General features: G+C 58.7%; 14 protein-coding genes. All 14 read left to right on the forward strand.

Annotated elements, in window-relative coordinates:
* The first annotated feature begins 241 nt into the window (after positions 1-241).
* The 14 genes from ruvC to ABLN87_RS17215 all read left to right on the forward strand — a co-directional run bounded on the left by ruvC (position 242) and on the right by ABLN87_RS17215 (position 12547).
* Positions 242-739 carry a crossover junction endodeoxyribonuclease RuvC gene (gene ruvC, locus ABLN87_RS17150; RefSeq protein WP_353012451.1) on the forward strand — a complete coding sequence of 166 codons (498 nt, stop codon included), beginning with the start codon at positions 242-244 and terminating at the stop codon, positions 737-739.
* Entirely contained in the window at positions 736-1413 is a 678-nt protein-coding gene (gene ruvA / locus ABLN87_RS17155) for a Holliday junction branch migration protein RuvA (RefSeq protein ID WP_353012454.1), read from the forward strand. The genes ruvC and ruvA overlap by 4 nt, the downstream gene beginning before the upstream one ends.
* A gap of 4 nt (positions 1414-1417) precedes the next feature.
* The gene (gene ruvB, locus ABLN87_RS17160; RefSeq protein WP_353012457.1) at positions 1418-2437 is read left to right on the forward strand and encodes a Holliday junction branch migration DNA helicase RuvB; all 1020 of its coding nucleotides are present in this window, start codon (positions 1418-1420) and stop codon (positions 2435-2437) included.
* A 64-nt stretch (positions 2438-2501) separates the two neighbouring features.
* Positions 2502-3125 (forward strand): hypothetical protein, encoded by a 624-nt coding sequence (locus ABLN87_RS17165; RefSeq protein WP_353012459.1) that lies wholly within the window; start codon positions 2502-2504, stop codon positions 3123-3125.
* The gene (gene ybgC, locus ABLN87_RS17170; protein ID WP_353012462.1) at positions 3122-3505 is read left to right on the forward strand and encodes a tol-pal system-associated acyl-CoA thioesterase; all 384 of its coding nucleotides are present in this window, start codon (positions 3122-3124) and stop codon (positions 3503-3505) included. Before ABLN87_RS17165 ends, ybgC begins: the two co-directional genes overlap by 4 nt.
* A gap of 111 nt (positions 3506-3616) precedes the next feature.
* Positions 3617-4312, forward strand: coding sequence for a protein TolQ (tolQ, locus tag ABLN87_RS17175; protein ID WP_353012465.1), 696 nt, complete (start codon positions 3617-3619; stop codon positions 4310-4312).
* Between the two features lie 3 nt (positions 4313-4315).
* Positions 4316-4786 carry a protein TolR gene (tolR, locus tag ABLN87_RS17180; RefSeq protein ID WP_170531045.1) on the forward strand — a complete coding sequence of 157 codons (471 nt, stop codon included), beginning with the start codon at positions 4316-4318 and terminating at the stop codon, positions 4784-4786.
* Positions 4787-4801: 15 nt separating this feature from the next.
* Positions 4802-5899: an energy transducer TonB gene (locus tag ABLN87_RS17185; RefSeq protein WP_353012468.1), complete on the forward strand. Its 1098-nt coding sequence runs from the start codon at positions 4802-4804 to the stop codon at positions 5897-5899.
* The gene (tolB, locus tag ABLN87_RS17190; RefSeq protein ID WP_353012471.1) at positions 5896-7215 is read left to right on the forward strand and encodes a Tol-Pal system beta propeller repeat protein TolB; all 1320 of its coding nucleotides are present in this window, start codon (positions 5896-5898) and stop codon (positions 7213-7215) included. Before ABLN87_RS17185 ends, tolB begins: the two co-directional genes overlap by 4 nt.
* An 84-nt stretch (positions 7216-7299) precedes the next feature.
* Positions 7300-7806 (forward strand): peptidoglycan-associated lipoprotein Pal, encoded by a 507-nt coding sequence (pal, locus tag ABLN87_RS17195; RefSeq protein WP_170531039.1) that lies wholly within the window; start codon positions 7300-7302, stop codon positions 7804-7806.
* 4 nt (positions 7807-7810) lie between these two features.
* Positions 7811-8635, forward strand: a complete 825-nt coding sequence (ybgF, locus tag ABLN87_RS17200; protein WP_353012474.1) for a tol-pal system protein YbgF — start codon at positions 7811-7813, stop codon at positions 8633-8635.
* The gene (tilS, locus tag ABLN87_RS17205) at positions 8632-9885 is read left to right on the forward strand and encodes a tRNA lysidine(34) synthetase TilS (RefSeq protein ID WP_353012477.1); all 1254 of its coding nucleotides are present in this window, start codon (positions 8632-8634) and stop codon (positions 9883-9885) included. The genes ybgF and tilS overlap by 4 nt, the downstream gene beginning before the upstream one ends.
* Positions 9886-9961: 76 nt before the next feature.
* The gene (ftsH, locus tag ABLN87_RS17210; RefSeq protein ID WP_353012480.1) at positions 9962-11878 is read left to right on the forward strand and encodes an ATP-dependent zinc metalloprotease FtsH; all 1917 of its coding nucleotides are present in this window, start codon (positions 9962-9964) and stop codon (positions 11876-11878) included.
* A 93-nt stretch (positions 11879-11971) separates the two neighbouring features.
* Complete coding sequence (locus ABLN87_RS17215; protein ID WP_353012483.1) at positions 11972-12547, forward strand: MOSC domain-containing protein; 576 nt, start codon at positions 11972-11974, stop codon at positions 12545-12547.
* The last annotated feature ends 272 nt before the right edge of the window (positions 12548-12819 follow it).

Below are 12819 nucleotides of genomic sequence, written 5' to 3' on the forward strand. Positions count from 1 at the left end.
ATGCAATAATTGCAAGCCTCATCTTCAACATGTTTAAGCCGTAATTTGCTTAAATTATTGGTTAATTCGCGTTCATAATTTGGTCGAAAACAGACTATTCGAAGTCGCAATCGACGCGTGGTGTCGTTGGCAGGACAAAGCTGTCGGTTTTTGTCCATGGACCAATTCGCTTGGAAAATGTTCACGCTTCGTGCTAGGCGTTGAAAAAAGATCACATAACCCGAGCAGGCCGAGGCATAACATGCGAATTTTGGGCATTGATCCGGGGTTGAGAACCTTGGGATGGGGCGTCATCGAATCGCATGGCAGCCGCCTGAGCCATGTTGCGAACGGGTTGTGCAAATCAGATGGCGACGATTTGGGTGAGCGGCTGCTGTCGTTGCATAACCAGATTGTAGAAGTGATTGCCGAGCATCAGCCGGATCAGGCTGCAATCGAACAGACGTTTGTGAACAAGGACGGGGCAGGGACACTTAAGCTGGGTCAGGCGCGGGGTGTGGCGCTGTTGACTTTGGCTCAGGCGGGTTTGCCGGTGGGGGAATACGCGCCCAACCGGGTCAAGAAGACCGTGGTTGGTGTCGGGCATGCTGAGAAAGAGCAGGTCCTGCACATGGTCAAACTGCAACTGCCCGGCTGTTCACCAAAAGGCGCGGATGCGGCGGATGCGCTGGCGATTGCAATTTGTCATGCGTATTACGGTAAAACCCAGCAATCGCGTTTGAAAGAGGTGGGTGCATGATCGGCAAGCTGACAGGGCGTCTGGACTATCGCGCAGCGGATCATGTCCTGATTGATGTGCGTGGGGTCGGCTACATCGTCTATTGCTCGGACCGAACCATGGCAGCCCTACCTGGGGTGGGTGATGCGGTCTCGATCTACACCGACATGGTCGTGCGCGAAGACCTGATGCAGCTTTATGGCTTCCTGTCTCTGGTCGAAAAGGAGTGGCACCGGTTGCTCTGCTCGGTTCAGGGCGTTGGGGCGAAGGTATCCTTGGCTATTCTGTCGGCGCTTGGCCCCGACGGCGTCAGCCGTGCGATTGCACTGGGCGATTGGGCAGCAGTGAAAGCAGCCAAAGGCGTCGGGCCCAAGACCGCGCAGCGTATTGTATTGGACCTCAAGGACAAGGCGCCCGGCGTCATGGCCATGGGTGGAACGGTAACCGAGGCGATGGATGGCCCCGCGCTTGAGGTGGTTGAGTTAACGGAACCAGCCCCCGCGCCGAAACGCGTCGCGAAACCGGCCTCTGGATCAGCAGCGGCATCGGCGGGCGCGCTGTCTGCCTTGTCGAATCTGGGGTACGGCCCGTCCGAGGCGGCCTCGGCCGTGGCCGAAGCGGCGGCAAACCTGCCAGAGGCGGGCGAAGCTGAACTGATCCGAGCTGCGCTGAAATTGCTGGCACCAAAGGGTTGAGTGAATGGTAGACGCTGATCCCACCCTGCGCCCCGATCCGTTGCCCGAGGACAATGACCGTGCCTTGCGCCCGCAGGGTTTGGACGAGTTCATCGGGCAAGCCGAGGCACGTGCTAACCTGCGCATCTTCATCCAATCGGCCAAGCAGCGGGGCGAGGCGATGGATCATACGCTGTTCCATGGTCCTCCAGGCTTGGGGAAAACCACGCTGGCTCAGATCATGGCGCGTGAGTTGGGCGTTAACTTCCGCATGACATCCGGCCCGGTTCTGGCCAAGGCAGGTGATTTGGCGGCGATCCTGACCAATCTGGAATCGCGCGATGTTCTGTTTATCGACGAAATACACCGTCTGAACCCAGCGGTTGAAGAGGTGCTCTATCCCGCGATGGAGGATTTTGAGCTGGATCTGGTGATCGGCGAAGGCCCCGCTGCGCGGACGGTTCGGATCGAGTTGCAGCCGTTTACGCTTGTCGGGGCGACCACGCGGATGGGTTTGCTGACAACGCCGCTACGCGATCGTTTTGGTATTCCAACACGTTTGCAGTTCTACACGGTCGATGAGTTGCACGAGATCGTCACCCGCAATGCCCGCAAACTGGGCGCTCCGGCGGATGAGGACGGCGCGCGCGAGATTGCGCGCCGGTCACGCGGAACACCCCGGATCGCCGGGCGATTGCTGCGGCGTGTGGTGGATTTTGCCATCGTCGAAGGGGACGGCCGGATCACGCGAGAACTGGCCGATGGAGCATTGACTCGGTTGGGCGTCGATAATTTGGGGCTGGACGGGGCAGATCGACGCTATCTGAAGCTGATTGCTGAGAATTATGCGGGCGGCCCGGTTGGTATCGAAACGCTCTCGGCTGCGCTGTCAGAGAGCCGCGACTCACTGGAAGAAGTGATCGAGCCCTATCTGTTGCAGCAAGGTTTGATCCAACGCACCCCGCGTGGGCGGATGTTGGCGCAAAAAGCGTGGACACATCTGGGAATGGCGGCACCAAAGGGCCAAAACGATCTGTTTGGTTGAAGCCGCCGTTATTAGATTTTATGCCTCTCGCTAAGAGTATTCTCAAAAAGATGAAGGGCTGGGCGTGACTCCGGATGAGATCAAAGCGCTGTTTACCCGTGAAAGCGGTGAGTTTCTGTTTGCGCGCTGGGGGCGACCCATCGTGCCCATCGTGTTTGGGGTTGAGGATGAAACCCTGTCCACAGTCAAAGGCGCGTTTGAGGCGGTTGTGACGTTGGCCGGTCACAAGATGGCTGAAACCGACCCAGAACTGGGTGCCAATTGCATGGTGTTCTTTTTCCGCGACTGGCAGGAACTGCTTGAGGTGCCGGATCTGGATCGTCTGATCCCTGACCTCGGGCCATTGGTCGACCGGTTGTTGGCCGCTGAGGCCAATCAATACCGGATATTCCGGTTCGAAGAGGATGGCGCGATTCGCGCCGCGTTTGTTTTCCTGCGCATGGATAAGGAATTGTCCAAGGTGCCGGCAGAAACCCTTGCGCTTAGTCAGGTGGTGCAGACGATCCTTTTGTGGTCGGATACCGCGTTTCGGGCGCAATCTCCACTGGCCGTAGCAGGCGAGACAACGATCCTGAGGCCCGAAATCGCGGCACTGATCCGCGCCGCGTATGACCCGATTTTGCCGGGCGCGGCGCAGGATACCTCGCACGCTTTACGTCTGTTTGCCCGGTTGGAGACATTGCAATGAAACACACTTACCCGGTTCGCGTGTACTATGAAGACACCGATATGGGCGGTGTCGTCTATCACGCAAATTACCTGCGATATATCGAGCGCGCCCGCTCCGATTGGGTGCGCAAACTGGGCAATGACCAGAATGCGATGCGTGAGCAGGGCATCGTCTGGGTCGTGCGGCGCGTCGAGGCGGACTATCTGGCCGCTGCGCGGTTTGAGGATGAGCTGGTTGTGGAAACCGAGATGGTTTCGCTCTCTGGTGTGCGGCTGACCATGTCGCAACTGGTGAAACGAGGTGAGACCGAGATTTTCCGAGCCGAGGTAACTGCGGTGTGCATGAATGCGCAAGGTAAGCCCGTGCGCCTTCCGGCAGAGATTCGCGCATTGATGTAACAATTTGTGGACCAGGGGTGGTTCTGTTGGCTTTTCAGCCCCAACTGCGTTAGCGTTCGTCAAAACAAGGCCAAATCAACGGCCATTCAGGCAAAAACAAAGAGCAGGTTCATGGAAGCTGAAACGCTGGCGCTGGCGCAGGAGATCGATTTCTCCATGTGGGGGCTATATGCCCGCGCGACCTTTATCGTCAAACTGGTGATGCTGATGCTGATCGCGGCATCGATCTGGTCCTGGGGCATTATCATCCAGAAACTCATCAACTATCGCGCGGCTCGGCGCGAGGCGCAGGTGTTTGATGAACACTTCTGGTCCGGCAACCCGCTGGATGAGTTGTTCGAGCAGATCGGCTCGCAGCCCGATGGCAGCTCCGAGAAGATATTCGCCGCCGGAATGATCGAATGGCGCAGGTCGCATCGCACCGATGGTGGACTGATTGCCGGGGCAACGGCCCGGATTGACCGATCGATGGATGTGGCCATCGCGAAAGAGGCGGAGACACTGCAGAAAGGTCTTCCGATCCTGGCGACCGTCGGCTCGACCGCGCCGTTCATAGGTCTATTCGGTACGGTCTGGGGCATCATGAACGCCTTTATCGAGATTGCCGAGCAGCAGAACACCAACCTTGCCGTTGTCGCTCCCGGCATTGCCGAGGCGCTGTTGGCGACCGGTCTAGGCCTGTTGGCCGCGATCCCGGCGGTGATTTTCTACAACAAACTCAGTGCTGATAGCGATCGGATCGTTGGCGGTTATGAGGCCTTTGCAGATGAATTCGCCACTATCCTGTCGCGTCAGTTGGACGGCTGAGCGATGGGCGCGGCGGTTCAGCAGAACTCTGGCAGCAATGGTCGCAGACGCGGACGGCGGCGTGGTCGCGCGCAACCGATGGCCGAGATCAACGTCACGCCTTTTGTCGATGTCATGCTGGTACTGTTGATCATCTTCATGGTTGCGGCGCCCCTTTTGACGGTTGGGGTGCCCGTCGATCTGCCTAAGACTGCCGCAAGCGCTTTGCCCGGCGATAGTGAAGAACCGCTTACCGTCACGCTGACTGCCGATGGCCGTATTCAAATTCAGACCACCGATATTCAGCGCGAGGAATTGATCGGAAGGCTACGTGCCATCGCAGCCGAACGCAGCAGCGATCGGGTCTTTCTGCGCGCTGACGGAGCAATCCCCTATGCGCAGGTGATGCAGGTGATGGGCGCGTTGAATGCGGGCGGGTTTTCGAATGTGGGTCTGGTGACGGATACCGGCGGGCCGACGCTGGACGATGGGTAAAGGTGGGGTCGCGCGGTGGATACCGGCACCAAAATCTCGGCTATTGCGCATGTCGGGCTAATCAGCTGGGCGCTGTTCGGCGGCACCTTCCGGTCCGAACCGTTGCCGATGGCTGTGCAGGATGTGTCCGTGATTTCGGCTGAGGATTTTGTAGCGATGACCGCGCAGACCAACGCGCCCGAAGTGCCGACCTCACCCGGCACATTGGAACAGCCGTCAGAGCCCGAGACCGAAGCCAACGCGCCCGAGGTGACACCGGAAGAACAACCGCGCCCTGAGCCCGTAACGCCATCTGAGCCCGAGCCCGAGGTTCAGCCAGAAACGGTTGAAGTTCCGCCCGAACCGGAACTGCCCGAAGAGCCCCCGACACTGACGGAACCGGAAACGACCGCCTTGGTTGCGCCTCCCGGGCCCGAGGCGCAGCCCAGCCCGTCTGAGCGGATCGCACCCGAACCCGTCGCGCCACCACCGCCCGAGGCGAAGCCGGATGAGGTGGAAACACCCCCCGTTTCATTGGACGAAGGTGCCGAAACTCAGCAGGAACAACAGGATCAAACCGCTCCGGAAGAGGCCGCACCTGAGATCGTCACAGAGGCCGAAGAGAGCGATGAGCAAGCGCCGCTGACGTCGCCACGTCCGCGTGTGCGCCCAAATCGCCCTGCGCCTGCGCCGGAACCAGAGGTGGCGGAAACCCCGGAACCGACCCCTGAAGCGCCAGCGCAGAACAACGATGATGCGATCAACGATGCCCTTGCCGAGGCGTTGTCCGAGCCAGCCGCACCGTCTGGCCCGCCGCTGACAAGCGGCGAGAAGGATGCGATGCGTGTGGCGGTGTCGCAATGCTGGAATGTCGGCTCTTTATCGACCGATGCACTGAACGTTGTGGTGGTGGTCGGGTTTTCGCTCAATCGTGATGGAACGGTCGTAGGGGGCAGCGTTCGTTTGCTGGATAGCTCTGGTGGGTCGGCGGGGGCTGAAAATCAGGCTTATCAGGCCGCAAGACGAGCAATTTTGCGCTGTGGTGCGCGTGGATACGATCTGCCTGCTGACAAATACGATCAGTGGCAGGATATTGAAATTACCTTCAATCCCGAGAGGATGCGGATCAAATGATGAAACTTCTGACCAGCCTCGTCCTTGGTCTGACTCTGGTGTCGGCCCCGGTTTATGCTCAGAGCGGCCCGCTGCGTCTGGAAATCGATGAAGGGATCATCGAGCCGATGCCCTTTGCAGTTCCGAACTTTGTGCCGGATGGACCATCCGCGACGCAATATGCAGCCGATCTTTCCCGCGTTGTCGCGGCAGACCTGACTGGAACGGGGCTGTTCCGCGAAATCTCCTCGGACGCATTCATTAGCCGCGTCAGCAGCTTTGATGCACCGGTGCAGTTTGCCGATTGGAAAGCGATCAATGCGCAGGCACTGATAACCGGGGCGGTCAATGTCTCTGGCAAGCGGCTGACGGTCCGGTTCCGAGTCTGGGATGTGTTCTCAGGTCAAGAACTGGGCAACGGGCTGCAGCTTGCCGGAACCACAGATGGGTGGCGGCGCATGGCACATAAAGTTGCCGATCAGGTCTATAGCCGGATTACGGGTGAAGGGGGTTATTTTGACAGCCGCGTGGCGTTTGTCTCGGAAAGCGGCCCCAAGAATCAACGTCTCAAACGCTTGGCGATTATGGATTATGATGGGGCAAATGTTCAGTACCTGACCGACAGTTCCGCCATCGTTCTGGCCCCGCGCTTTTCGCCTGCCGGGGATCGGTTGCTATACACCAGCTATGAAACGGGCAGCCCGCGTATCTATTTGCTGGATGTCGGCAGCGTGCGGCGACAGGAGTTGAACACGGAAGGTGGCACCATGAGTTTCTCGCCCCGCTTCTCACCGGATGGAAGGTCAATTGTCTATTCGCTGATCCAGGGCGGTAACACCGACCTTTGGAAGATGGATCTGGCCTCGGGACAAAGTACGCGGCTTACCAATACGCCAGCGATCGAAACCGCGCCCAGCTATTCGCCGGATGGCAGCCAGATCGTGTTTGAAAGCGACCGTTCGGGCACGCCGCAGTTGTATGTCATGCCCGCAAACGGAGGCGAGGCAACGCGGATCAGCTTTGGTCAGGGCCGCTATGGCACGCCCGTCTGGTCGCCGCGCGGAGATTTGATCGCGTTCACCAAGCAAAACAAAGGCCGGTTCCATATTGGTGTGATGCGCACCAACGGGGACGAAGAACGCCTGTTGACATCGTCCTTCTTGGATGAGGGGCCAACATGGTCCCCGAACGGGCGGGTCATCATGTTCACCCGTGAGACACAGGGCGCAAGCGGTCGGGCGACGCTCTACTCAGTGGATATCTCGGGGCGGAACCTACTGCCAGTACGAACACCTGACGGTGGCAGCGACCCGTCATGGGGTCCGTTACAGAATTGATCGCTGCAGATGTGCGGGAACGTTCACAAGAAACTGCCTCTGTGGTAGACAGGCGGCAACGAACAAAACAACGAGGCACTTGAGATGAACATATTGGGCAAAATCCTGGCGCTGGGCGCGCTGAGCGTGGTTGCAGCTTGCGCAAACAATGATCCTTCGGCTCTGGGCGGTGGCGGTCCCGGTGGCAGCGGTTCGATTGTTGCGGGGTCACCTAGTGATCCGCGCTCGCCTGCGTATTTCCAGCAAACGGTTGGCGATCGCGTCTTGTTTGCAGTGGATCAATCGACCCTATCGCCGCAGGCTCAGACGGTTCTACAAGGGCAGGCTGAGTGGTTGATGGCGAACCCTGACTATGTAGCCACGATCGAAGGACATGCGGATGAGCAGGGCACGCGCGAATATAACCTCGCGTTGGGTGCACGCCGCGCCAATGCCGCGCGAGAGTTCCTGATTTCGCGCGGGGTGGCTGGCAACCGATTGACCACTGTCAGCTATGGCAAAGAGCGCCCGATTGAAATTTGCAGCACCGAGGAATGCTATTCCAAGAACCGCCGCGCGGTAACAGTGCTGACTGGTTCGACCTTGGGGTAAGACGATGAGACTTGCAGGATGGGTTTTAGCCGCAGTTGTCGCAACAGCGGGCGTGGCGCAAGCGCAGGATCAGCAGACGCTGGCGGATATCCGGCAGGAGCTGACGGTGTTGCATGTGGAAATACAGCGCCTGAAGCGCGAGTTTTCAACCACCGGCTCTCCGGCGCCGAACCTATCTGGCAGTTCTGTCCTTGAACGCGTCGACGCGATTGAGGCCGAGCTTCAGCGCCTGACGCGTCAGACCGAGCAATTGAACCAGCGGGTGCAAAACATTGTGACCGATGGAACCAACCGGATCGGGGATCTTGAATTCCGCCTTTGTGAGTTGGAGACCAATTGTGAAATCTCTGGCGAACCGACTAGTACACTGGGTGGCGAAGACACCGGTTCGGGCACTGCGGTCATAACACCTGCAACACCTACTGCGACCGAGCAGGCGGAACTCGCCGTTGGTGAGCAGGCGGATTTCAACGATGCGTCGCAGGCGTTGGCCGATGGTGATTTCCAGACCGCCGCGACCAAGTTTGCGCAGTTCGACACGTCCTATCCCGGCAGCCCTTTGGCGCCCGAGGCGCATTTGAAACGTGGTCAGGCTCTGGAAGGCATGGGTGACACGCGCGAAGCGGCACGCGCCTTTCTTGCCAGCTTCACCGGCGATTCCGAAGGGGCGGTTGCGCCCGAGGCGTTGTATGAGCTCGGCGCGGCGCTTGGCCGTCTGGGTCAAACCGATCAGGCCTGCATCACTCTCAGTGAGGTCGGCGTTCGGTTCCCATCCTCTGGTCCCGCGTCAAATGCCACACAGGAAATGGCCTCACTGGGGTGTTCTTGAGCCGGACCCCGAACAGCCTGACATCCGATATTCGCGCCCGGCTGCCTGAACGGCTGCCGCAACGTCTGGGTGTTGCTGTTTCGGGCGGCGGCGACTCGGTGGCATTGATGCACCTTCTCGCTGAAATCGCCGCGGATGAAGGGGCTGAGCTATATGCAGCCACGGTTGACCATGGCTTGCGACCAGAAGCGGCCGAAGAGGCCCAAATTGTGGCGCGGCAGGCGGCTGATCTGGCGCTGAAACACGATATCCTGAAGTGGCAAGGCTGGGACGGCTCAGGCAATCTGCAGGATCAAGCGCGGCGGGCACGGTATGCATTGCTGGCCCAATGGGCGCATGCAAATAGTATCCCTGCGATTGCTTTGGGTCATACTGCCGATGATCAGGCAGAAACCGTGCTGATGCGGTTGGCCCGTTCCGCAGGGGTGACAGGCCTTGCAGCCATGCCAAATTCGCATGTCCGGGAGGGTGTCACCATTCTGCGCCCGATGCTTGGGACCACCCGCCACAGCTTGCGTGACTATCTATCGGATAAGGGGCTGAACTGGATCGAGGACCCATCGAATCAGGACAAAAGATTTGACCGGATCAAAGCCCGAAAGGCGCTTGCTGACCTGTCTCCCCTGGGTGTAACGCCCGAAACCTTGTCGCGTGTCGCCAGCAACCTTGCCCAAGCGCGTGAGGCGCTGGACCTGTTTACGCAGGAATCCGCCCGCAAGGTCGCGGTTGCTATCGATGGGGATGTTTGTGTGGATCGGGCCGCGTTCCAAACCTTGCCAGCCGAGATCAAGCGTCGGCTGCTTATCGGTATCCTCCGCTGGATTTCAGGACCAGGATATCCCCCGCGTCAGTCTGCTGTGGATCAAGCCGTAGAAGCGCTGGACAATGGGGAAGCGGGATCGCTCAGCGGGTGTCTTCTGGTGCCTCAAGCTGCGAACACTTGGATTTGCAGAGAGTTTCAGGCCGTTGCCAACCTGAAAGCGCGCCCCGCCGCGCGCTGGGATGAACGTTGGATTTTGTCCGGGCCGGGGATCGACGGTTTTGAAATCCGCGCGCTGGGTGAGGCCGGGCTTGCCTCGGTTCCCGATTGGCGTGCAACGGGGCGTCCGCGCCTTGTACTACAATCCTCACCAGCGATCTGGCACGGTGATGAATTGCAGGCGGCGCCTTTGGCAGGCTTTCCCAATGGCTGCAGCGCAGAACTGGCACCGGAATGGTCCGAGTTTTACGCGTCGTTTTTATCGCATTGAACCTGCGCCAATCCTCTCTATTTTAAGAAGCAACCCGGCAAATACCCGTTTGCCGAAATCTTTTGGGAGAATTTCCTTGGGCAACGCTCGCAATATCGCCTTCTGGGTCGTTCTGTTCTTGCTGATCCTTGCACTGTTCAATTTGTTCAGTGGACCGGGCGGAACACTTCAGAGCAATGAACGCACCTATTCCGACTTTGTCAGCGCCGTGCAAAACGGTGAAGTCAAGAACGTGACGCTGGATGGTGAGCAGATCCGCTACACCACCGAAACCGGCGGAACCTACGTGACGATCAAACCCGGCGATGCCGAGGTCACAAAGCTGCTGATCGACGAGAACATCCCCGTGCGCGCTGAGAAACAACAGCAGTCGGGCTTTCAATCGTTCCTGATCACTCTGCTGCCCTTCCTGCTGCTGATCGGTGTCTGGGTCTATTTCATGAACCGAATGCAAGGCGGCGGCAAAGGCGGTGCGATGGGCTTTGGCAAGTCCAAGGCCAAGATGCTGACCGAAAAGCATGGCCGTGTGACCTTTGATGACGTAGCAGGCATCGATGAGGCCAAGGAAGAGCTGGAAGAGATCGTGGAATTCCTGCGCAATCCGCAGAAGTTCTCGCGCCTCGGCGGTAAGATCCCGAAGGGCGCGCTGTTGGTGGGCCCTCCGGGCACCGGTAAAACGCTGCTGGCCCGTGCGATCGCGGGTGAGGCGGGTGTGCCGTTCTTCACCATCTCGGGCTCTGACTTCGTTGAAATGTTCGTGGGTGTCGGTGCATCTCGTGTCCGTGACATGTTCGAGCAGGCCAAGAAGAATGCGCCCTGTATTGTGTTCATCGACGAGATCGACGCTGTTGGCCGCCATCGTGGTGCCGGTTATGGCGGTGGTAATGACGAACGCGAACAGACGCTCAACCAATTGCTGGTCGAGATGGATGGGTTCGAGGCCAATGAAGGCGTGATCATTCTGGCCGCGACGAACCGCAAGGACGTGTTGGACCCGGCTCTGCTGCGTCCGGGTCGTTTCGACCGGAACGTTACTGTTGGGAACCCCGACATTAAAGGCCGCGAAAAAATCTTGGGCGTGCATGCGCGTAAGACACCTTTGGGCCCCGATGTCGATCTGCGGATCATCGCGCGGGGTACTCCGGGGTTCTCAGGAGCTGATCTGGCAAACCTTGTGAACGAGGCCGCCTTGATGGCCGCTCGCGTGGGTCGTCGCTTTGTCACCATGGAGGATTTCGAGAACGCCAAAGACAAGGTGATGATGGGGGCCGAGCGCCGCTCGATGGTGCTGACACAGGACCAAAAGGAAAAGACCGCGTATCACGAGGCCGGTCACGCCGTAGTTGGCTTGGAACTGCCGCTGTGCGATCCGGTCTACAAGGCGACTATCATCCCGCGCGGTGGTGCGCTGGGTATGGTTGTGTCGCTGCCCGAAATGGACCGTCTGAACTATCACCGTGATGAGTGTGAGCAGAAGCTGGCGATGACCATGGCCGGTAAAGCCGCTGAAGTCATCAAATATGGTGAAGACCACGTCTCGAACGGCCCGGCAGGCGACATCATGCAGGCCAGCCAATTGGCGCGCGCGATGGTGATGCGTTGGGGTATGTCGGACAAAGTCGGCAACATCGACTATGCAGAAGCGCATGAGGGGTACTCGGGCAATACAGCCGGGTTTTCGGTCTCGGCACATACCAAAGAGCTGATTGAGGAAGAGGTAAAACGCCTGATCCAGCAGGGATATGAGCACGCCTACAAAATCCTGACCGACAAGAACGAGGCGTGGGAGCGTCTGGCCCAGGGTCTGCTGGAATACGAAACCCTGACCGGGGACGAGATCAAGCGCGTCATGAATGGCGAGCCGCCCAGCGAAAGCGACGATGAGGGCGACAAGCCGGATGAGGGCAGCGCGCCGAGTGTCACGGCGATTCCCAAGACCAAGGCCAAGAAATCTCCGCCTGAAGGTGGGATGGAGCCTGAACCAACCGCATAATTCAGAAAACCCGGGGTCAGCCCCGGGTTTTTCTTTTCATCGCCGCAGGCTTGCGCATTATGCGCCGCGTAGCACGATAGAAAAGGACAGCCCATGCCGTTTTTGCGCGAAACTGAGTATTCAGCCGAGGTGCTCTGGTTGGGTCATGTCCCCGCCGGGACATCCTTGCGTGCACATGCGGTCGACGCTTTGCAACTTGGATTTGAGGGTGTTCAGGGTGAGCGCCATGAAGGGCTCAATCGCGCGTCCTGTGTTCGGGTTGGGAACCTTTACCCAAAGGGAACTGAAATCCGAAATGTGCGTCAGCTGTCGATTTTGTCTGCCGAAGAACTGGACAAGATCGCGGCCGAGATGAGGCTCGATCATTTGGATCCGTCTTATCTGGGCGCTTCGATCGTTCTGGGTGGTATTCCAGATTTTTCACATATTCCGCCATCTTCGCGATTGCAGATCAACAGCGGCGTCACACTCACAGTCGATATGGAGAACGCGCCCTGCATCTTGCCGGGACGTGAGATTGAGGCGGAGCACGCCGGCCACGGGGCAGGGTTCAAGCCCGCTGCGAAAGGGCGTCGCGGTGTGACTGCATGGGTCGAGCGGCCCGGTGAATTACGTGTTGGCGACAGGATGAAACTGTTTGTTCCCGATCAACCGATTTGGGCGCCATAGGTGGCCTGGGTTTCCGATTAGAAACGACGGAATCGACCTAACGCCGTTTCGCGGCATGAATATGTCGGAATCCATAGCCATTGGAATTGTACACAACGGTATGGGTTGCTCAGCATCGGCGCGCCGCGCCGTATTTACACGGCATTCAATCAGGGACCCTGCCCAATGAGTTACAAATCCGACATTGAGATTGCCCGCGAGGCGAGGAAGAAGCCGATTCAGGAAATTGGTGCGAAGCTGGGCATATCCAGCGATGATCTGCTGCCCTATGG

It is taken from the genome of Ruegeria sp. SCP10 (assembly GCF_040329495.1).
Lineage (GTDB): Bacteria > Pseudomonadota > Alphaproteobacteria > Rhodobacterales > Rhodobacteraceae > Ruegeria.